Raw genomic sequence first — 20,624 nt, 5'->3', positions numbered from 1 at the left:
CCAGATGCGGGCCCGGGGGATCGGCGGCAGCCTGCCGTCATGGCCAGACCACTGACTCCCCAAGGCATCCTCGACCTCGCCGCCAGGCTCCCCGCCGACCGGCCCTACACCGCGGCCGAGGCCGATCGACGGGGTGTCAACACCCACCACCGCCGCCTGCTCATCAGGTCCGGCATGATCGTGAGCCGGCTCAAGGGCACCTTCCACGCGGCCGGGCTGAAGGACACGCTCGAGCTGCGGGTCGCCATCCTCCGGCTCGTCGTACCCGCCGACTGCGTCGTCACCGACCGGACCGCCGCGTGGTTGTGGGGTGCGGCGATGGCCCTGGCCCCCGGCGACCACCTCGAGGTGCCGAAGGTATCGGTGTTCGCCCCACCCGGCCGCCGCCTGCGCAACGAGCTGGCCCGCAGTGGGGAGCGGCAGCTGGCGGGGCAGGACGTCGTCGAGCTCGGCGGGCTGCGCGTGACGACCCCGCTACGCACGGCCTGTGACGTGCTCCGGCTGCTGCACCGCGACCAGGCGTTGGCGGCGGCCGACGCGTTGGCCGCGCTCCAACAGTTCACGGTCGACGAGCTGGTCAGCGAGCTGCTCCGGTTCAAGGGCTACCGCCACGTCGTCCAGGCCCGGACCCTGGCGCCGCTGGTCGACCACCGGTCACAGTCGGCGATGGAGAGCACCAGTCGGCTCCGCTGGCACGACGCCGGTCTCCCGAGGCCGGAGTGCCAGGTCGTGGAGGTGGCACCGGACGGTGGGTGGTGCGCCGTCGACATCGGCCTGCCCGAGGACCGGTTCGGCCTCGAGTACTTCGGCGAGGAGTGGCACGGCGAGGCGCAGGAGGATCACGACGAGGCGCGTCTGGAGTGGCTGCGCGAGGAGCGCCGCTGGACCCTGGTCGTGGCGCGCAAGCACCACGTGCTCGGCCCGCGCCAGGACCTCGTCCCTCGTCTGCAGGCGACGTGGAACCTCCACCGTGCCCGATCCCGTCGACCCGTCGCGTAGACGCGACGGGTCGACGGCGGGGAGCATCGACCCGTCGCGTTTTCGCGACGGGTCGGCGTCAGGAGTCGGTGGGGGCGAGCTCGGCGGCCACGGAGAGCTCGCCGGACCCGACGGGGGTGTAGACCAGGTCGCCGGTGATCCTGCCGACGGCGCGCAGGTCGGGCTCGGCCTGCCGGACGGCGGCCAGGACGGGCTCGGTGGCGCTGATCTCGACGCGGGAGAGCTGGGCCTTCATGCCGACCTTGGCCTGCGACTTCGCCCCGCGGATGCCGGCCAGGGCGGCGGCGACGTGGTCGACCATGGCCGGGTCGGAGGCGGCGGCGGAGCCGAGCTCGGTCGTGACCGGCCACGCGGCGCGGTGGATCGAGCCCTCCTGCCACCACGACCAGACCTCCTCGGTCACGTAGGGCAGGAACGGCGCGAGCAGGCGCAGCTGCAGGTGCAGCGCGATCGACAGGGTCGCGCGCGCCGACTCGCGCGGCGAGGACGGCTCGGCGGCGTACGCGCGCTCCTTGACCAGCTCGAGGTAGTCGTCGCAGAACTCCCAGAAGAGCTTCTCAGTGCTCTCGAGCGCGGTCGCGTAGTCGTAGGCGTCGAACGCGTCGGTGGCGCGGGTGACGACCTGGGCCAGGCGCGCCAGGAGGGCGCAGTCGATCGGCTCGGTCACGCGGACCGGGTCGATGTCGGTGCCGCCGATGTTGCCCAGCACGAACTTGGAGGCGTTGAGGACCTTCATCGCCAGTCGGCGGCCGACCTTCATCTGCGACTCGTCGAACGGCGAGTCCATGCCCGGGCGCACGGTCGCGGCACGCCAGCGGACGGCGTCGGCGCCGAACTTGTCGAGGATCTCGGTCGGGACGACGACGTTGCCCTTGGACTTCGACATCTTCTTGCGGTCGGGGTCGAGGATCCAGCCCGAGAGCATCGCGTGGGTCCACGGCGTGACGCCGTTCTCGAAGTGGGAGCGGACCACGCGCGAGAACAGCCAGGTGCGGATGATCTCGTGGGCCTGCGTACACAGGTCCATCGGGAAGACCCGCGCGAAGAAGTCGTCGTCGGTGGCCCAGCGACCGGCGATGTGGGGGGTCAGTGACGACGTCGCCCAGGTGTCCATCACGTCGGGGTCGCCCAGGAAGCCGCCGGGCTTGCCGCGCTGGTCCTCGGTGTAGCCGCGCGGGGCGTCGGTCGAGGGGTCGACCGGCAGCTCGGCCTCGCTGGCGGTCAGCGGGTGGTCGTAGTCGGGCTCGCCGTCGGCGTCAAGGGGGTACCAGACGGGGAAGGGGATGCCGAAGAAGCGCTGGCGCGAGATCAGCCAGTCGCCGTTGAGGCCGCCGACCCAGTTGTCGTAGCGGTGCTTCATGTGGGCGGGCAGCCAGGTGACCTCGGCGCCGCGGTCGATCAGCTCGGTGCGCAGCGCCTCGTCACGGCCGCCGTTGCGGATGTACCACTGGCGGGTCGCGACGATCTCGAGCGGCTTGTCACCGCGCTCGTAGAAGTTGGCCATCCGGGTGGTGGGCTTGGGGTCGCCGTCGAGGTCGCCGCTCTCGCGCAGCAGCCCGACCATGGCCTCGCGCGCCGAGAAGGTCGTCTTGCCGGCCAGCTGCTGGTACGCCGCCGCGGCGGCCTCGCCGGCCAGCCACTCGGGCGTCTCGCGCAGCAGCCGCCCGTCGCGGCCCACGACCGTGCGGACGGGCAGGTTGAGCTCGCGCCACCACATGACGTCGGTCAGGTCGCCGAACGTGCAGCACATGACCAGGCCGGAGCCCTTGTCCATCTCGGCGCCCGGGTGGGCGACGATCGGGACCTCGACGCCGAAGACGGGGCTCGTGGCGGTGGTGCCGAACAGGCCCTGGTAGCGCTCGTCGTCGGGGTGGGCGATGAGGGCGACCACGCTGGGGATCAGCTCGGGGCGGGTCGTCTCGATGTGGTGAGCCGCCCCGTCGGCGCCGTGGAACGAGACCCGGTGGTAGTGGCCGGCGTACTCGCGGGCCTCGATCTCGGCCTGCGCGACCGCGGTCTGGTCGGTGACGTCCCAGACGGTCGGCGCCTCCTGCAGGTAGGCCTCGCCGCGCGCGAAGTTGCGCAGGAACGCGCGCTGGCTGACCGTCTGGGCGCGCTCGCCGATGGTCGTGTAGGTCTGCGACCAGTCGACCGACAGGCCCAGGGTGCGCCACAGCGACTCGAAGACCTTCTCGTCCTCGACGGCCAGCTGCTCGCAGAGCTCGACGAAGTTGGGCCGGCTGACCGGCACCTGCTTCTTGGCGTCGGGCTTCTCCGGCGGGGTGAAGTCGGGGTCGTAGGGCAGCGACGGGTCGCAGCGCACCCCGAAGTAGTTCTGCACCCGGCGCTCGGTGGGCAGCCCGTTGTCGTCCCAGCCCATGGGGTAGAACACGGCCTTGCCGCGCATCCGCTGGTAGCGGGCGATCAGGTCGGTGTGGGTGTAGGAGAAGACGTGCCCGACGTGCAGGCTGCCGCTCACCGTCGGCGGCGGGGTGTCGATCGAGTAGACGTCCTCGCGCGACCGGGTGCGGTCGAAGGCGTAGGTGTCGTCGGCCTTCCAGGCCGCCGACCACTTCTCCTCGAGACCCTCCAGCGCAGCCTTGTCGGGTACGACGAGCGCGCGGGGCGGCGTGCTCGTCGTGTCCGTGGGCTGCTCGGTGATCTCGGTCATGACCGAATCCTAGGGAGGCGGGCCCGGGCGCCGAAAAGCGGTATCACCACGCCGGACCGCTCCGTGTAATACGGTCGTGCCGTCCCTCCCCGAGCCCAGGCTCCCGACGACCAGGACGCAACGTGTCTGGTGAAGCCGGCCGTGACGTCCTCTCCCGGTCCTCGACACCCGCGCTACCGCGCATCGGGTGCGACCTGCAGCGCATCGACCACGTCGACCGGGCCGTGGCCGACTTCGGGGCCCGCTACCTCGACCGCGTCTACACCGACGCCGAGCAACGCGACTGCCGCGTCGGTGGCGCGCCGTCGCTGGCGGCCCGGTTCGCGGCCAAGGAGGCGGTGCTCAAGCTGCTGGGCACCGCCGACGGGGTCGACCCGCGCGAGGTCGAGGTGACCGGCGGCGGGGGCCGTCCGCGCGTGCGGCTGCACGGTCGGGCCGCCTGGATCGCCCGGCGAACGGGTACGGGCCCCATCGACGTCAGCCTCAGCCACGACGCGACGACCGCCTTCGCGGTCGCCGTCGCCCTGACCCGCCACCACGACCACGACGAGAACGACGAGCACGACGACCGCCATCACCAGGGGGAAGAGCACCGATGAGCACCGAGACCACGACGACGCAGGCCCGCATCCGCGACGTGCTGCGCCTGCACGCCCACCTCACCAAGGACGTCGACGCGCTCGACTCCTCCGACGACCTCTACGCCGCCGGGATGACCTCCCACGCCTCGGTCACCGTGATGCTGGCCTGCGAGGACGAGTGGGACGTCGAGTTCCCGCAGCGGATGCTGACCCGCACCACCTTCTCCTCGGTCGACGCCATCGCCGCCGCCCTCGCCGAGCTCGGCGCGACGTCATGACCGCCCTCACCGAGGGGCCGACCGACGCGACGACCGGCGCGACGACCACTGCCTACGCCGCCGACCTGCCCGACCTCGACGACCTGCGCGCGCTGGCCCGCACGATCGCGGCCGACCACGTCGCGCCGTACGCCGCCGAGGTCGACCGCGACGGACGCTTCCCGCACGAGGGCATCGACGCCCTGCGCGGCGCCGGGCTGCTCGGGGCGATGGTGCCCCGCGAGCTCGGTGGGCTCGGCCACGACGTCGAGCAGGCCGCGGTGGTGGTGCGCGAGCTCGCCCGGGCCTGCGCCTCGACCGCGATGGTGCTGGCGATGCACCACATCCAGGTCGCCTGCCTGGTGCGCCACGCCGACACCCCGGCCCTGACCGCGTTCACCCGGCGGATCGCCGTCGAGCAGCTGCTGGTCGCCTCGGCGACCACCGAGGTCGGCATCGGCGGCGACACGCGCAGCTCGCTGTGCCACGTCGTCCTCGAGGGCGACCGGTTCGAGCTCACCAAGCAGGCCCCCGTGATCTCCTACGGCGAGCACGCCGACGTGGTGCTCGCCACGGCGCGTCGTGACGCCGACAGCGCCGCGAGCGACCAGGTGATGGTCGTGTGCGAGCGCGAGCACATCTCGACCACGCCGATCTCGGAGTGGAACACCCTCGGCTTCCGCGGCACCTGCTCGCGCGGCTTCACCCTGGTCGCGACCGGCCCGGCCGACCTCGTGTGCCAGGTGCCGTTCGCCGTCGTCTCGTCGCACACGATGGTCCCCGTCTCCCACCTGCTGTGGGCCTCGTTGTGGCTCGGGATGGCCGAGGAGGCCTCGTGGCGGGCGCAGCGGTTCGTGCAGAAGGCCGCCCGCAAGCAGCTCGGCACGACGCCGCCCGGCGCGGCCCGCCTGCCCGACCTGATCGCGGCCCGCCAGCAGCTCGCGGCGACCGTCGAGTCGCAGATGACGCGCTACCTCGCGATCGCCGACGACCCCGAGGCCACCGCCGGTCTCGACTTCGCGATCGGGATGAACATGCTCAAGGTGATGGCCTCGACCCAGGTCGTCGAGATCGTCAACCGGGCCATGCTCGTGTGCGGCATCGCCGGCTACCGCGAGGACACCGAGTTCACGCTCGGTCGCCTGCTGCGCGACGCCCACGGCGCGGCCGTGATGGTCAACAACGACCGCATCGCCGGCAACACCGCCCAGCTCGCGCTCGTGCAGCGGCAGCGGTGAGCGCGCCGTACGCCGCCCCGGACGACTTCCGGACCGCCGTCCTCGACGCCGGCCTGCTGGTCGCGAGCGCCGTCGATGGCGTCTACCAGCTCTCGGGCGAGTTCGAGGACGTGCTGCAGGGCCTGCAGCGCCACCTCGGGTCCCAGCGCGTCGACCACGACGCGCCGCGTCGGTGGTTCCCGCCGGTGCTGCCGCGCGCGGAGTTCCTGCGCACCGACTACGTCGCGTCGTTCCCCGACCTGGTCGGCTCGGTCGACGTCTTCCGCGGCTCCGACGCCGAGCACAAGGCGCTGCTCGGCGACCTCGAGCAGGGCTGCGACTGGACCCAGCACCTCGAGCCGGCCGAGATCGTGCTCAGCTCCGCGGGCTGCCACAGCCTCTACGCCACGCTCCCGGCGCAGATCCCCGACGAGGCCAGCCGGGCCGAGATCTGCGGCTTCGTCTTCCGCCACGAGTCCGGGCCCGACCCGACGCGTCTGCAGTCGTTCCGGATGTACGAGTTCGTGCTCGTCGGCACCCCCGAGCAGGCGCTGGGGCACCGCGACTCCTGGATGCCGCGCGCCCTGGCCGTGCTCGAGGGCCTCGGCCTGCGCCCGCGCGTCGAGGTCGCCCACGACCCGTTCTTCGGCCGCGCCGGGCGGATGCTCGTCGCCGGGCAGGTCGAGGCTGCGCTCAAGTACGAGTTCGTCGTCGACATCACCGACGCCACCGGCACCGCGATCGCCTCGGCCAACTACCAGCAGGACCACTTCGGGCGCACCTTCTCCCTGACCACGGGCGACGGGCAGCCGGCCCACGGCGCCTGCATGGCCTTCGGCCTCGAGCGCACCACCCTGGCCCTGTACGCCGCCCACGGGCTCGACCTCGCCGCGTGGCCGGCCGACGTGAGGGCGGCCCTGGGGTGCTGACGCTCACCCGCAGCGAGACCGCCCACCTGCGGATCTGGTTCGGCGACCCGGACCGGCCGCTGGCCGGGTGGCTGTCGGTGCCTGCCGGCTCCGGAGCCCCGGACGGGCCGGTCGAGGTCGTGGGCGGCGTCGTGCTGTGCCCGCCGATGGGCGAGGAGGGCCGCTCGGCGCACCGCACCTACCGCCGCCTGGCCGAGTCGCTGGCCGAGCGCGGGTTCGTCGCGCTGCGCTTCGACTACGACGGCACCGGCGACTCCGCCGGCGCCATGGCCGACCCCGACCGGGTCGAGGCCTGGCTGGCCGGGGTCGTCGCGGCCCACGACCACCTGCGCGGGCTCGGGGTGCACGACGTCGCGGCGGTCGGCATGCGGCTGGGTGCGACCCTGGCCGCCTCGGCCCCGGTCCAGTCGACGGACCTGCGCTGGAGCAGCCTGGTGCTGTGGGACCCCTGTGTCAGCGGCCGGCTCTTCCTGCGCGAGAGCGAGGCCCTGCACGCCTTCGGCGACGACGCCGCGCCCGAGGACGACGGCCTGCGCCACACGCCCGGCTTCCAGTACGACGCCGCGACGGCCACCGCGCTGCGCGGCCTCGACCTGACCCGGCTGCCCCGCGACCGGCCGCTCGCCGCGCGGGTGCTGCTCCTGCTGCGTGACGACCGTCCGGTGCCGCCGTCCCTGGTCGACCGGCTGGCGCTCGAGGGCGACGCGCTCACCGCCAGCACCGCCCACGACCAGCACCTGCTGCTCGACCTCAAGCCCAGCGACGGGCAGGTCCCGCTGCGCGCCGTGGCCGACATCGTCGACTGGCTGGCCGCCGCGGCGCCCGCCGAGCCCTACCGCCTCGACCTCCCCGCCGACCTGCCCGCGCTGGTCGGCCGCGCCGACCCCGGCGTCGTGCTGCCCGCCGTACCTCCCGAGGGCGGGCCCGCCGTCGCGGTGCGCGAGCGCGCAGTGACCCTGGGCGAGGTCGGCCTGGCCGGGGTGGTCGTCGAGCCCGCCGACGGCTCGGCCGCCGACCGGCCCTGGGTCGTGATGCCCAACGTCGCCGCCGAGCACCACATCGGCCCCGGCCGCCGGTGGGTGGAGTTCGCCCGGGCCTGGGCCGCCCAGGGACACCGCTGCGTGCGCGTCGACCACAGCGGCATCGGCGACAGCCCCACCCGCCCCGGCGAGCGCGAGGACACCACCTTCGCGCCCGAGTGGGTCGCCGACATGAGCGACCTGATGACCGCCCTGCGCGCCGACGGCTCACGGGTCGTCTTCGTGGCCCTGTGCTCGGGTGCCTACACCGCGTTCGAGGCCGCGCTCGCGGCCGAGGTCGACGCCGTCTTCGCGATCAACCCCCGGCTGACCCTGTGGGAGGTCCCGGTCGACCTGGCCGCCCGCGAGGTGCGCCGGGCCGCCGTGGTGCCGCCGGCGCTGCTCTTCCGCGTGCGCGACGTCCATCCGGTCGTGGCCAGCGGCTGGTGGCGGATCTGGCGCCAGCTGGCGGCCTGGCGGGCGCCGTACCGCATCGTGCACCGGGTGCTGCGCCGCGGCACCACCGTCGAGCTCGTGGTGTGCCACGACGACGGCAAGCACTTCACCGAGGTCGCGGCCTGGTGGCCGGTGCGCTGGTGGGACCAGCGGCGCGGGCGTCTGCGCTTGGAGGAGGACGACGTCTACGACCACTCCCTGCTGACCCGGCGCGCCCAGGAGCAGATCTTCGTGCGGGCCACCGCGTTCCTCGAGCGGCACTCGAGGGCCTGAGGCACGCTCACCAGAGCAGGACGGCCTTGACCACGGTGCCGGCCAGGACGTCGAGGACCGCCTGGTTGATCTGGGTGTGGGGATAGGTCGTGACCAGGTGGTCGACGTCGAACCGGCCGTCGGCGCGCATCGCCAGCAGCCGCGGGATCATCTCGAGCGGGTCGGAGTCGCCCTCGATCGAGGACCGGACCACCTTGCCGTTCTGGAGCAGGTCGATCGCGTCGACGGCGTACTCCTCGGCGCCCAGGCCGAGCGCCACCAGGATGCCGCGCGGGCGCAACGAGAGCTGGGCCTGCTTCACGGCCACCGAGACGCCCGTGGTGTCGACGGCGTACGCCGCCCCGCCCCCGGTCAGCTCCTTGACCCGGTCGGGCACGGACTGCTCGCCGAGGTAGGCAGGGTTGACGCGCAGGGCGCCGAACCGCTCGGCGGCCTCGAGCCGGGAGTCGAGCAGGTCGACAGCGACGACGGTGGTGACCCCGGCGGCACGGGCCGCGACGATCGCGGCGAGGCCGACCGCACCCGCGCCGAAGACGACGATGCTCTGCTCGGGGGTCGGGTCGAAGACGTTGAGGACCGTGCCGGCCCCGGTCTGGAAGCCGCAGCCGTAGGGCGCCAGCAGGGTCAGGTCGAGCGACGGGTCGACGACGACGCAGTTGTCGGCGTAGGCGATCGCGTGCTGCGCCAGGCTCGACTGGCCGAAGAAGGAGCCGTAGAGAGGAGCGTCGTCGGCAAGGTGGTGGGTGGTCGAGCCGTCCATGCGGAAGCCCATGTAGTTGAGCACCAGCGCGTTGTCGCAGTAGCCGACCGCGCCCTCGCGGCACGGGCCGCAGTCGCGGCACGACCGGAAGCTGAGCAGCACGTGGTCGCCGACCGCGATGCCGGTCACGTCGGCGCCGACCTGCTCGACGACGCCGGCCCCCTCGTGGCCGAAGACCCGGGGGAACATCTCGGCCGGCAGCGAGTCGCGCAGCGAGAGATCGGTGTGGCACAGGCCGGTGGCGACCATCCGCACCAGCACCTCGTCGGCGCGCGGCTCGTCGAGGTCGACCTCCTCCAGCACGAACTCCGCACCCTGCTCGTGGACGACGGCCGCCAAGGTCTTCATGAGGAGCAACCTAGAACGTGTTCTCGTCCGGTGGAAGCGTCCGACTCGATCGGGTGTACGGCGGATCCCTAGACTCGGGGGGAGATGACCACCGCCGCTGATGACCACGACCCCCGGACCCCGCGCCTGGCCGAGACGTTCGACGAGGTCGAGGACGCCCTTCTGTCCCGCTGGCCCGAGACACGCCTGGAGCCCTCGCTCGACCGGATCCGCGCGTTCTGCGAGCTGCTCGGCGACCCGCAGTCGACGTTCCGCTCGATCCACCTGACCGGCACCAACGGCAAGACGTCGACCTCGCGGATGATCGACACCCTGCTGCGCGCGCTCGACCTGCGCACCGGGCGCTTCACCTCGCCCCACGTGCAGAAGATGACCGAGCGCATCAGCATCGACGGCGAGCAGCTCGACGACGAGGCCTTCGTGCGGGCCTTCAACGACGTCGCCCCCTACATCGCGCTGGTCGACGCCGACCAGCCCCATCCCCTGAGCTTCTTCGAGACCGTCGTCGCCATGGCGTACGCCGCGTTCTCCGACGCCCCGGTCGACGTGGCCGTCGTCGAGGTCGGCATGGGCGGCTCGTGGGACGCCACCAACGTGATCGACGGCGACGTGGCGGTGCTGCTGCCGGTCGCCCTCGACCACGCCCGCTACCTCGGCGAGACGGTGACCGAGATCGCCCGCGAGAAGGTCGGCATCATCAAGCCCGGTGCGACCGTGGTCGTCGCCGAGCAGACCCCCGACGTCGCTGCGGTCATCGGCGAGCGTGCCGCCGAGGTCGGGGCGCGCCTGGTCGTCGAGGGCGTCGACTTCTCCGTCGCCGCGCGCCAGCCGGCCGTCGGGGGACAGGTCGTGTCGCTGCAGGGTCTGCGAGCCCGCTACGACGACGTCTTCATCCCGCTCTTCGGGGCCCACCAGGCCCAGAACGCCGCGGTCGCCCTGGCGGCTGTCGAGGCGTTCGTCGGCGACTCGCCGCTGGGCGACGACGTCGTGCGCGAGGCCTTCGCGCAGGTCACCTCGCCGGGCCGGCTCGAGGTCATCCGCCGCAGCCCGACCATCGTGCTCGACGCCGCCCACAACCCCCACGGCGCCGAGGCGACCGCCGCCGCGCTCGAGGACTCCTTTCAGCTCTCGCCGCTCATCGGCGTCATTGGCGTGATGGGCGACAAGGACGCCGAGGGCCTGCTCGCGGTCTTCGAGCCGCACCTGGCCCACGTGGTCGTCACCCAGAACTCCACCGACCGGGCGATGCCGGCCGCCGAGCTGGCCCGCACCGCGATCGAGGTCTTCGGCGAGGACCGGGTCACCGTCGAGCCCCGGCTCGCCGACGCCATCGACGCCGCGGCCGCGCTGGCCGAGGCGGGCGAGGCGGTCAGCTCGATGGGCTCGGGGGCCGTGCTGGTCACGGGGTCGGTCGTCACCGTGGGCGAGGCCCGCACCCTGCTGGCCCGGCCGGAGCGCAGCGCCCCCGGGGCGGGCTCGTGAGCGACCGCGACCGTTCCCCGCGGCGGGCCATGTGCGCCGCCGTCCTCAGCCTCGAGGCCGTCATCCTGGCCCTCACCGCGCCGGTCGCGATCGCGATCTCCGACGTGCGCCCCGCCGTCGCGATCTCGGTCGGTCTCGGCCTCGCCGTGGTGTGCGTCCTGGCCGCCGGGATGCTGCGCACCCGCCGCGGCTACGACCTGGGCTGGGCCGTGCAGGTGGCGGCCGTCGGGCTGGGCTTCCTGGTCACCACCATGTTCTTCCTCGGGGCGATGTTCGCGCTGCTGTGGGGCACTGCCGACTACCTCGGCCGCAAGATCGAGCGCGAGCGGGCCGAGGCCTACGCGCGCTTCGACGCCGAGCAGGGCGGGGCCGACGGGTCGTCCGCCCCGGCGTGAGCCAGGACGCACGCTCGGGCGGACGACTCAGCGCCGGTGTGCTGATCGGCCCGCTGACCCGCGCAGGCCACGGTCCAGCGCGACCAGGGCCCGGTCGAGCTCGGCGTCGCTGACGCCGCCGAAGCCGACGACGAGCCCGGTCAGGCCCGAGGACCGGGCGTAGTCGGCGAGCAGCGGCACGTCGAACCCCGCCTCCCGGGCGGCCCGGTGCGCGGCCAGGGCGCGGTCGCCGTCGAGCAGCCACGTCGAGTACATGCCGGCGCTCGGCCCGGCCGGCTCGGCGTGGGCCGCCAGCACGGCGGCCACGCGGGGTGCCCGCTCGGCGTAGGCCCTGCGGGCCGACCGGACGACCTTGTCGACGTAGCCGTCGCGCAGCAGGACGAGCAGGGCCCGCTGGACCGGCCAGGACACCGCGTCGTGACGGGTCTCGCGGTCACGGCACAGGGCCTCGTGCAGCGCCGGCGGTGCCACCAGCCAGCCCAGCCGCAGGCTCGGGGCCACCGACTTCGACGCGGTGCCGAGGTAGGCGACCCGGCTCCGGTCGAGGGCGGCCAGGGCCGGGACCGGGGCGACGTCCCAGCGGAACTCGCTGTCGTAGTCGTCCTCGACCACGACGGCCCCGGCCGCCTGCGCGGCGCGGAGCAGCGCCACCCGTTCCGGTGCCGACATCACCCGGCCGAGCGGGTGCTGGTGGGCCGGGGTGACGTACGCCGCCGCGAGCCCGGTCAGGTCGTCGGGCGGCGAGGCGGCCGGCAGGTCGACGACCTCGCGGTGCGCGTGCCGCACGGTCGCGACGGCGGCGCGGTAGCCGGGGTCCTCGACGCCCACGGGGCCGGGCGGGAGGACCGCGAGGAGGTGCCGGAGACCGTCGGTGGTCCCGGCGGTGACCACCACCTCGTCGGCGTGGCAGGCGACGCCGCGCTGCCGGGTGAGCCGCTCGGCGAGGGCGGCCCGCAGCTCGGGGAGCCCGCGCGGGTCGTCGTACCCGCGCGGGGGCGCCGCTGCCGACACCTCGCGCCACGCCCGGCGCCAGCCGGCCCGGTGGCGCGGGTCGATCCACGGCGTCCCGGTGTCGAGGCGGACCAGGGACGACGCCGCGGTCGGCCCCGGGGCCGGTGCCGGGGGCGCCGGGGGCGACGTCGCAGCGGCGACCGAGGCCACGAACGTGCCCGCGCCGTGCCGCGCGACCAGCCAGCCCTCGGCCAGCAGCTGGTCGTAGGCCTGCTCGACGACCGCGCGCGACACCGCGAGGTCGGCCGCGAGGGCGCGCGAGCTCGGGAGGCGCGCGTCGACCGGCAGGGTGCCACCGCTCACGAGCCGCCGCACGCCCGCGGAGACCTGGACGTGCAGCGGGTCGGGGGAGGTCCGGTCGACGACGAGGGGCAGGGCGGTCGGCACGCGAAGTGTCCTGTTCGAATCGGCGGGAAGTGGCCCGGGACAGCAGGCCACCTGCGGCGGATCCTAGACCGGTGACCACACCGCTGTCGCCGACCGAGCGCACCACCGTCCGCCGCGGCCGCAACCGCGCCCAGACCGACCGCGCGCCCATGCACGCCCTGCTGGCCGACGCCCTGGTCGCCCACGTCGGTGTCGTGGTGGGCGACCACCCGGTGGTGCTGCCGGTCGCGTTCGCCGTCGACCTCGACGGGCCCGACGAAGGCGGCACCGTCTACATCCACGGCTCGGTCGCGGCACGGTGGCTCACGGGGGCTGCCACCCGCACGGTGTGCGTGACGGTCACCGAGGTCGACGGTCTCGTCGCAGCCCGCTCGGGGTTCCACCACTCGATGAACTACCGCTCGGTCGTGGTCATCGGCGAGGCGCGCCTGGTCGAGGACCCCGTCGAGAAGGCCCGTGCCCTCACGCTCACCGTCGACCACATGGTCCCGGGCCGCAGCGCGACCCTGCGCCCCCACACGCGCAAGGAGGTCGCCGCGACCTCGGTGCTCGCCGTGCCCCTGCTCGAGGCCTCGATGAAGGTGCGCACCGGTGGCCCGGTCGACGAGCCGGACGACGTCGCGGCCGGCGTGTGGGGCGGGGTCATCCCGGTGCGTCGCACCGCCGCGGCCCCGGTCGCCGGCGACGACTCCCACGACGACGCGCCGCCCGACGTCGTACGACGCGCGGCCGGGTTGGCGTGAGCGGCCACGGGCGCCCTACGGTCGGGCCGTGAGCCCCGCCGCCCTCGTCCTGATCGTCCTGCTGGCGGCGCACGTCGTGCTGCTCGTCGTGCTGATCGCACTCGTCGCCCTCGACCGCGTGCGCGTCCCTGCGGGTGGGATCTGGATGGCCATCCTGTTCCTGGTGCCGGTCCTCGGCCCGCTCACGGTCCTGCATCGCGGGCGCCGCAGCCCGGTTGAGTAGGGTGCGCGGCATGACGCAGCGCACCCTGGTCCTCCTCAAGCCCGACACCGTCCGCCGCGGGCTGGTGGGGCAGGTGCTGTCCCGGTTCGAGGCCAAGGGCCTGACCATCGTGGCGATGGAGCACCGCCTCGTCGACGGCGCCATGGCCGACCAGCACTACGCCGAGCACGTCGAGCGCGACTTCTACCCGCCGCTGCGCGCGTTCGCCACCAGCGGCCCCCTGGTCGCGCTGGTCCTCGAGGGCGACGAGGCGATCGACGTGGTCCGGGCGATCAACGGCGCCACCGACGGCCGCAAGGCCGCTCCCGGCACCATCCGCGGCGACCTGTCGCTGTCCAACCGCGAGAACCTCGTGCACGCCTCCGACTCGCCCGAGTCGGCCGCGCGCGAGATCGCGCTCTGGTTCCCCGCCCTGGGCTGAGACGACCGGCCGACGCCACGGGGCTGAGGCCACCCGACCCGGCTCAGAGGTTCTGCAGCGGCACCCCGGCGTCCGGGTCGCCGCCCGCGGCGACGATCGCGCGTCGCGTGCGCACCAGCAGCGCGGCGCCGGCCACCCAGCACGACGACCATCGCGCGCGCCCCGCAGCAGCCAGGTCTGGCCGGGGGCCGCGCCGACCAGCCCGAGGAGCAGCGCGGCCAGGCGCAGCTTGCTCGCGCGCCCGTCGTCGGAGTCGGCGAAGGCCAGGGCGGTCGCGAGGAGGGCGACCGCGGCCCCGCGCCGGCCCGCCGAGCGCGACACACCCCACGCGCCTCCGTCGTCACACCGGCCCCACTGCTTACGCTCGCTTCGGGTACGGCGTCCCGTGCGCGCGACGTACCCGGCTTCTCCGTCTTCCCCGACCCGCGCGCGACAGTGAGGCGCGCGCATGGCGAACAGCATCATCGGCCGTGACATGGCCGTCGATCTCGGCACCGCCAACACGCTCGTCTACGTGCGCGGCAAGGGCGTCGTGCTCGACGAGCCCAGCGTCGTCGCGCTCAACGACACGACCGGCGAGGTGCTCGCGGTCGGCCACGACGCCAAGTCGATGATCGGGCGCACCCCCGACAACATCACCGCGCTGCGCCCGCTCAAGGACGGTGTCATCGCCGACTTCGAGGCGACCGAGCAGATGCTGCGGTGGTTCATCCAGCAGGTCCACCGGCGCCGCTACTTCGCCAAGCCCCGCATGGTCATCTGCGTGCCGAGCGGCATCACCGCCGTCGAGCAGCGCGCGGTCAAGGAGGCCGGCTACCAGGCCGGCGCGCGGCGGGTCTACATCATCGAGGAGCCCATGGCGGCGGCGATCGGTGCCGGGCTGCCCGTGCACCAGCCCACCGGGAACATGGTCGTCGACGTCGGCGGCGGGACCACCGAGGTCGCCGTGATCTCCCTCGGCGGCATCGTGACCAGCCTCAGCATCCGCACCGCCGGTGACGACCTCGACCAGGCGATCGTGCACTGGATGAAGAAGGAGCACTCACTGATGCTGGGGGAGCGCACCGCCGAAGAGGTCAAGATGACCCTCGGCTCCGCCTTCCCGACCACCGACGAGCCGACCGCCGAGGTGCGCGGCCGCGACCTGGTCAGCGGCCTGCCGCGCACCGTCGAGGTGTCGGCCGCCCAGATCCGCCAGGCCCTCGAGGAGCCGTTGCACGCGATCGTCGACGCCGTCCGCGTCACCCTCGACCAGACCCCGCCCGAGCTCGCCGGCGACCTCATGGACCGCGGCATCGTGCTCACCGGTGGCGGCGCCCTGCTGCGCGGCCTCGACGACCGGATCCGTCACGAGACGGGCATGCCCGTCCACGTCGCCGACAACCCGCTCGTCTCGGTCGCGCTCGGCGCGGGCCGGTGCGTCGAGGAGTTCGAGGCGCTGCAGGCCGTGCTCGTCGCCGACAACCAGCGGCGGCCCCGGTGAGCGGACCGGGCCGCGGACGCCGGCTGCCCCTGATGTCCGCCCGCGACTACGGGCGCGCCCCGCGCGAGGACCGCGAGCCCGGCCGCCCGTCGCGCGCGCTGGTCGTCGCCCTGCTGCTGGCCTGCGCCAGCCTGATGGTCCTCGACGGCAGCGGCGGCGCCCTCGACCCGGCCCGCCGCGTCGTCGGCGAGGCCGTCGGACCGGCCCAGGCCGCGGCCGACGGGATGATCCGTCCCGTCGTCGGGCTGTCGGAGCGCTTCGAGACCCAGGACCACCTGCGCGGCGAGCTCGCGGCCCTCGAGGCCGAGAACGCCGACCTGCGCGCCGCGGTCCGCACCGCGCCGTACGACCGGGCCCGGCTGGCCGAGCTCGAGGGCCTCACCTCGGCCGCCACCGACCTCGGGCAGGCGCTCGTGCCGGCCCGGGTGATCGGCGTGGGGCCGTCGCAGTCGTTCCGGAGCACCGTCACGATCGACGCCGGCTCGCAGTCGGGGATCCGTCCCGACCTGACCGTCCTCAACAACGACGGGCTCGTGGGCCGCGTGCTCCGGGTCACCGCCACGACCGCGACCGTCCTGCTCATCGTCGACCCCGACTCCACGGTCGGCGGCCGGGTTGCTGCGAGCATGGAGCTCGGCTTCCTCAAGGGTCGCGGGGTCCTCGGGGACGCCGGCCGGCTCGACCTCGAGCTGGTCGACGAGACCGTCGTGCCGCGCAAGCACGACACCGTCGTCACCTGGGGCAGCACCGACGGCGCCAGCCCCTATGTTGCCGGCGTGCCGGTGGGCGAGGTCGTGTCGGTCTACTCGAGCCTGCGCGAGAGCTCCCAGCGCGCCGTGATCGACCCGTACGTCGACTTCGCGGCCCTCGACGTCGTCGGGGTCGTCGTCCCGTCGGGCACGCGCAGCGACCGCGCCGTCGTCGAGGCCGACGGGAGCCTGCGATGAACCCCACCACCGTGGCCCGCAGCCTCTTCCTGGCCCTCGCGGTCGGTCTGGCGCTCGTGCTGCAGACCTCCGTGCTGCCCCACCTCGCGTGGCACGGCGTCGGCCCCGACGTCGTGCTGGTCGTCGTCGTGGCGGCAGGCCTGGCCCGCGGTGCCCACGTCGGCATGGTGCTCGGCTTCGGCGCCGGGCTGCTGCTCGACCTGGCCCCGCCGGCCGACCACGTCGCGGGGCGCTGGGCCCTGGCCCTGATGCTCGTCGGGTACGTCGCCGGGCGGGTCCGCCAGGACGCACCGGCCGGTGTCGCCGGGTCGCTGGCCGCGGTCGCGGCCTGCTCGTTCCTCGGCACCTCCGTCTTCGCCCTGACCGGACTGGTGCTGCAGGACCAGGCCGCCACCGTCCCCGAGCTGCTCCAGGTCGTGCTCGTCGGTGTCGTGTGGGACCTCGCGCTCGCGCCGTTCGTGCTGCCCTCGGTCGCCTGGGTGCTCACCCGGCTCCAGCCCGAGGGCCTTCGTCCGGCCCCGGTGGCCCGATGAGGACGCGGTGAGGACGCGGTGAGGTCGCGGTGAGGTCGCGGTGAGGACGCCATGAGGTCGGCCCTGCCCACGTCGCGCGGAGGCCTGCGGCTCCTGGTGATCCAGGCCCTGGTCTTCTCGCTGTTCGCCACGCTCTTCGTGCGGCTCTACTACCTCCAGGTCGTCAGCGGCGACGAGTACCAGGGCCGCGCCGCGGCCCAGTCGGTCCGCGAGATCGTCGTGCAGCCCACCCGTGGGCTCATCGTCGACGACCAGGGCCGGCCCCTGGTCGCCAACCGGCTCACCTGGGTGGTCTCGCTCGACCGCACCGTGCTCGACAAGCTGCCCGCCCGCGAGCGTCGGATCCTGGTGCGCCGCGTCGGCAAGGTGATCGACCAGCAGCCGCGCCGGATCGAGAAGAAGCTGCTCAGCTGCGGCGCCGAGGGGGCCGAGCCCGGCGTGTGCTGGAACGGCTCGCCCTACCAGCCGGTCCCGGTCGCCCAGGACCTCCCGCAGGACGGTGCCCAGCGGCTGCGCGAGCAGCCTGAGGACTTCCCCGGCGTCGTCGTCGAGCAGCAGACCGTGCGGGCCTACCCGCGCCCCTTCGGCATCAACGCCGCCCACCTGCTGGGCTACCTCAGCCCGATCACCGAGGACGAGCTCGACACCGCCGAGGAGGCGGGGGACCAGTCGGTCAACGGCGCCTCGGTCGTCGGCCGCGCCGGCATCGAGCAGCAGTACGACAGCTGGCTGCGCGGGATGCCCGGCTACCAGCAGGTCCAGGTCGACTCCATGGGCCGCGTCATCGGTGACGAGGCCGACGTCGAGGCCCAGCCCGGCGACACCCTGGTCACCTCGATCGACGCCAAGGTGCAGAGCGTCGTCGAGCAGCAGCTGCACGAGCGGATCATGACCGCGCGGGCCACCGTCGACCCGGTCACCGACCGCCCCTTCGCCGCCGACTCCGGGGCGGCCGTCGTGATGGAGGCCGACACCGGCCGCATCGTCGCGATGGCCAGCCAGCCCACCTACGACCCGTCGGTCTGGGTCGACGGCATCACCAAGAAGCAGCTGGCCGCGCTCTACTCCGAGAAGGCCGGTACGCCGCTGCTCAGCCGCGCCACGCAGGGCCAGTTCGCCCCCGGCTCGACCTGGAAGCCGTTCATGACGGCGGCCGCGCTGACCCACGGCTACAGCCCCAGCACCACCCTGCCGTGCTCCTCGGCCTTCCGGGTCGGCAACCGCGACTTCCACAACCACGAGTCGGCGGCCTACGGCAACATCACCTTCGCCCAGGCGCTCGAGGTCTCCTGCAACACCTTCTTCTTCCGCGTCGGCTACGACTACTGGCAGAAGTACGGCTCCGACGCCTCCGACGTCGACGCCGAGGACCCGCTGGTCGAGGAGGCCGAGAAGTTCGGCTTCGGCAGCGAGACCGGGGTCGACCTGCCCGGCGAGGCCTCCGGGCGGATCGCCGACCGGCACTGGAAGCGCGCCTACTACAAGTCCATGAAGTCGTTCTACTGCGGCATCGCCGCCAAGCCCCAGGACGCCGACACCAGCGACTTCGTCTACAAGTTCTCGCGCGAGTTCTGCCTCGAGGGCTACCAGTACAAGGTCACCGACGCGGTCAACTTCGCCATCGGCCAGGGCGACACCATCGTCACGCCGCTGCAGCTGGCCCGCGGGTACGCCGCCATCGCCAACGGCGGCACCCTCTACGAGCCCCGGGTGGCGCGCGCGGTGGTGGCGGCCGACGGCACCGTCATCCGCCGGATCCCGCCGACCGTCAGCGGCCACGTCGACCTGCCGCCCGGCGTCCACGGCTACATCGACGAGGCGCTCAAGGGCGTGACCCGGCAGGGCACCATGGCCTGGAAGATGGTCGGCTTCCCGCAGGACGAGGTGCCGATCCGCTCCAAGACCGGGTCGGCCGAGGTCTACGGCAAGCAGTCGACCTCGTGGGTGGCCTCCTACTCCGACGACTACGTCGTGGTGATGATGATCAGCCAGGCCGGCACCGGCTCGGGCGCGTCCGGCGAGGGCGTGCGCAAGATCTGGGAGGCGCTCTACGGCATCGACGGCGAGCAGGTCGTCCCCGACCGCGCGGTCATCCCCGGCACGCTGCTGCCCGAGCGGCTCCCGTCCTTCCGGGCCGACGGCTCGATCCTGCCGCCGGCGGTCGACCCCCGCCGCACGAGTTCCGACCAGGAGAAGCGATGACCACCTCCACCGCGCGGGTGCCCGGGCTCGACCGCCTGCTCCTGCTGGCCGTCGTGGCCCTCAGCGTCCTGGGCTGCCTGCTCGTCTGGTCGGCCACCAGTACCCGCGACGACCTCACCGGCGGCGACCCGCGTGCCTACCTGGACAAGCAGGTCGTCAACGTCGCCCTCGGCCTGGGCCTGCTCCTCGTGGTGCTGCTGACCGACCACCGGTGGGTGCGGATCTTCGCGCCGGTGGTCTACCTCGCCTCGGTCGGCGGGCTCGTCCTGGTGCTGACCATGGGCAGCACCGTCAACGGGTCACGGTCGTGGCTGATGTTCGGCGGGCTCTCGATCCAGCCGTCGGAGTTCGCCAAGCTCGCCGTCGTCATCGGGATGGCCCTGGTCGTCGCCGAGCGCTCCGAGGGACGTCGCCTGCGCGGCGCCGACGGCGCCACCGGCAGCGACGTCGCCCTGATGCTGCTCATCGCGGGGGTGCCGGCCGCCCTCATCCTGGCGCAGCCCGACCTCGGCACCATGCTCGTGCTCAGCGCCACCGTCTTCGGGGTGCTGGCCGCCACCGGCGCCGACCGGCGCTGGCTGGTGCTGCTCGGGGCCACCGGCGTCGTCGGTGCCGTGGCCGCGGTCGCCGGCGGCCTGCTGGAGAAGTACCAGGTGGACCGGTTCCTCGCCTTCACCGACCCGACCCTCGACCCCCGCGGCGCCGGCTACAACGTCGAGCAGGCACGCATCGCCGTCGGCAACGGCGGGTTCTTCGGCCAGGGCCTCTTCGACGGCTCCCAGACCCGCTCGGGCTTCGTGCCCGAGCAGCACACCGACTTCGTCTTCACCGTCGCCGGCGAGGAGCTGGGTCTGCTCGGCTCCGGCGTCATCATCGGCCTGCTCGGCGTCATCCTGTGGCGCGCGCTGCGCATCGCCGCGCGCACCGACGACGTCTTCGGTCGGGTCGCCGCCGCCGGCATCGCCTGCTGGTTCGGCTTCCAGGCCTTCCAGAACATCGGCATGTGCCTGGGCATCATGCCGGTCACCGGTGTCCCGCTCCCGTTCGTGTCCTACGGCGGCAGCTCGATGTTCGCCTCCATGCTGGCCGTGGGGCTGCTGCTCAACATCTCGCGCCGAGCGGCCGAGGCGCCGGCGGCGCGGATGCAGCCGTCGGGGCGGGTGCTGGTGCGGGCCTGAGGGTCGGCGCACGGTTGGTGCAGCATTCGACGCGGAGTGCGTCGACTCCGGGTGGGTGTGGTTCTCCGAAGTGACCCGGCGTGCGTCGAGTTCGGGTGAGTGCGGTTCT

19 protein-coding genes are annotated in these 20,624 nt (G+C 73.6%); 16 read left to right on the top strand and 3 right to left on the bottom strand.

From position 1 onward, the window contains the following. Positions 1 to 39 precede the first annotated feature (39 nt). Entirely contained in the window at positions 40 to 999 is a 960-nt protein-coding gene (locus tag FZC61_RS12015; RefSeq protein WP_148614387.1) for a hypothetical protein, read from the top strand. A 58-nt stretch (positions 1,000 to 1,057) separates the two neighbouring features. On the opposite strand, the gene valS is transcribed toward FZC61_RS12015, so the two are convergent. Then, positions 1,058 to 3,661 carry a valine--tRNA ligase gene (valS, locus tag FZC61_RS12010; protein ID WP_211357230.1) on the bottom strand — a complete coding sequence of 868 codons (2,604 nt, stop codon included), beginning with the start codon at positions 3,659 to 3,661 and terminating at the stop codon, positions 1,058 to 1,060. Between the two features lie 131 nt (positions 3,662 to 3,792). Here valS and FZC61_RS12005 point away from each other — a divergent pair, with 131 nt between their 5' ends. Genes FZC61_RS12005 through FZC61_RS11985 form a run of 5 tightly spaced genes read left to right on the top strand, consistent with a single transcriptional unit; the run spans position 3,793 to position 8,402 of the window. Further along, positions 3,793 to 4,269: a holo-ACP synthase gene (locus FZC61_RS12005; RefSeq protein ID WP_170286082.1), complete on the top strand. Its 477-nt coding sequence runs from the start codon at positions 3,793 to 3,795 to the stop codon at positions 4,267 to 4,269. Then, on the top strand, positions 4,266 to 4,529 hold the full coding sequence (locus tag FZC61_RS12000; protein WP_148614385.1) for an acyl carrier protein: 264 nt from the start codon (positions 4,266 to 4,268) through the stop codon (positions 4,527 to 4,529). The genes FZC61_RS12005 and FZC61_RS12000 overlap by 4 nt, the downstream gene beginning before the upstream one ends. Then, the gene (locus FZC61_RS11995) at positions 4,526 to 5,746 is read left to right on the top strand and encodes an acyl-CoA dehydrogenase family protein (protein WP_148614384.1); all 1,221 of its coding nucleotides are present in this window, start codon (positions 4,526 to 4,528) and stop codon (positions 5,744 to 5,746) included. Before FZC61_RS12000 ends, FZC61_RS11995 begins: the two co-directional genes overlap by 4 nt. Continuing rightward, positions 5,743 to 6,654: a class-II aminoacyl-tRNA synthetase family protein gene (locus FZC61_RS11990; RefSeq protein ID WP_148614383.1), complete on the top strand. Its 912-nt coding sequence runs from the start codon at positions 5,743 to 5,745 to the stop codon at positions 6,652 to 6,654. Before FZC61_RS11995 ends, FZC61_RS11990 begins: the two co-directional genes overlap by 4 nt. Continuing rightward, positions 6,648 to 8,402: an alpha/beta hydrolase family protein gene (locus FZC61_RS11985; protein ID WP_148614382.1), complete on the top strand. Its 1,755-nt coding sequence runs from the start codon at positions 6,648 to 6,650 to the stop codon at positions 8,400 to 8,402. Before FZC61_RS11990 ends, FZC61_RS11985 begins: the two co-directional genes overlap by 7 nt. Before the next feature lie 7 nt (positions 8,403 to 8,409). On the opposite strand, the gene FZC61_RS11980 is transcribed toward FZC61_RS11985, so the two are convergent. Further along, on the bottom strand, positions 8,410 to 9,510 hold the full coding sequence (locus tag FZC61_RS11980) for an NAD(P)-dependent alcohol dehydrogenase (protein ID WP_148614381.1): 1,101 nt from the start codon (positions 9,508 to 9,510) through the stop codon (positions 8,410 to 8,412). Positions 9,511 to 9,594: 84 nt separating this feature from the next. Between FZC61_RS11980 and FZC61_RS11975 the strand changes: the two genes are divergently transcribed. Beyond that, the gene (locus tag FZC61_RS11975; protein WP_148614380.1) at positions 9,595 to 10,992 is read left to right on the top strand and encodes a bifunctional folylpolyglutamate synthase/dihydrofolate synthase; all 1,398 of its coding nucleotides are present in this window, start codon (positions 9,595 to 9,597) and stop codon (positions 10,990 to 10,992) included. Next, positions 10,989 to 11,387: a DUF4233 domain-containing protein gene (locus FZC61_RS11970; protein ID WP_246142647.1), complete on the top strand. Its 399-nt coding sequence runs from the start codon at positions 10,989 to 10,991 to the stop codon at positions 11,385 to 11,387. Before FZC61_RS11975 ends, FZC61_RS11970 begins: the two co-directional genes overlap by 4 nt. A gap of 27 nt (positions 11,388 to 11,414) precedes the next feature. On the opposite strand, the gene pdxR is transcribed toward FZC61_RS11970, so the two are convergent. Next, positions 11,415 to 12,785, bottom strand: a complete 1,371-nt coding sequence (gene pdxR / locus FZC61_RS11965; RefSeq protein ID WP_148614379.1) for a MocR-like pyridoxine biosynthesis transcription factor PdxR — start codon at positions 12,783 to 12,785, stop codon at positions 11,415 to 11,417. Between the two features lie 71 nt (positions 12,786 to 12,856). Here pdxR and FZC61_RS11960 point away from each other — a divergent pair, with 71 nt between their 5' ends. The 8 genes from FZC61_RS11960 (at position 12,857) to rodA (ending at position 20,515) form a co-directional block, all read left to right on the top strand. Then, positions 12,857 to 13,528 (top strand): pyridoxamine 5'-phosphate oxidase family protein, encoded by a 672-nt coding sequence (locus FZC61_RS11960; protein ID WP_211357216.1) that lies wholly within the window; start codon positions 12,857 to 12,859, stop codon positions 13,526 to 13,528. 28 nt (positions 13,529 to 13,556) lie between these two features. Beyond that, positions 13,557 to 13,751 (top strand): hypothetical protein, encoded by a 195-nt coding sequence (locus FZC61_RS11955; RefSeq protein WP_148614378.1) that lies wholly within the window; start codon positions 13,557 to 13,559, stop codon positions 13,749 to 13,751. Between the two features lie 10 nt (positions 13,752 to 13,761). Beyond that, positions 13,762 to 14,172 carry a nucleoside-diphosphate kinase gene (gene ndk / locus FZC61_RS11950; protein WP_148614377.1) on the top strand — a complete coding sequence of 137 codons (411 nt, stop codon included), beginning with the start codon at positions 13,762 to 13,764 and terminating at the stop codon, positions 14,170 to 14,172. A gap of 448 nt (positions 14,173 to 14,620) precedes the next feature. Continuing rightward, complete coding sequence (locus FZC61_RS11945) at positions 14,621 to 15,655, top strand: rod shape-determining protein (RefSeq protein WP_148614376.1); 1,035 nt, start codon at positions 14,621 to 14,623, stop codon at positions 15,653 to 15,655. After that, the gene (gene mreC / locus FZC61_RS11940; protein WP_246142646.1) at positions 15,652 to 16,602 is read left to right on the top strand and encodes a rod shape-determining protein MreC; all 951 of its coding nucleotides are present in this window, start codon (positions 15,652 to 15,654) and stop codon (positions 16,600 to 16,602) included. The genes FZC61_RS11945 and mreC overlap by 4 nt, the downstream gene beginning before the upstream one ends. Next, a complete protein-coding gene (gene mreD, locus FZC61_RS11935) occupies positions 16,599 to 17,135 on the top strand; it encodes a rod shape-determining protein MreD (protein WP_148614375.1) in 537 nt (178 codons plus the stop codon). Before mreC ends, mreD begins: the two co-directional genes overlap by 4 nt. Positions 17,136 to 17,186: 51 nt before the next feature. Further along, positions 17,187 to 19,337, top strand: a complete 2,151-nt coding sequence (gene mrdA, locus FZC61_RS11930) for a penicillin-binding protein 2 (protein ID WP_148614374.1) — start codon at positions 17,187 to 17,189, stop codon at positions 19,335 to 19,337. Then, complete coding sequence (gene rodA / locus FZC61_RS11925; protein WP_148614373.1) at positions 19,334 to 20,515, top strand: rod shape-determining protein RodA; 1,182 nt, start codon at positions 19,334 to 19,336, stop codon at positions 20,513 to 20,515. Before mrdA ends, rodA begins: the two co-directional genes overlap by 4 nt. Positions 20,516 to 20,624: the final 109 nt, after the last annotated feature.

The sequence above is a fragment of the Nocardioides rubriscoriae genome, assembly GCF_008087085.1.
GTDB classification, from domain to species: domain Bacteria; phylum Actinomycetota; class Actinomycetes; order Propionibacteriales; family Nocardioidaceae; genus Nocardioides; species Nocardioides rubriscoriae.
Note: the sequence above shows the minus strand (reverse complement) of the source record. Positions and strands in the feature narration are given on the sequence as shown.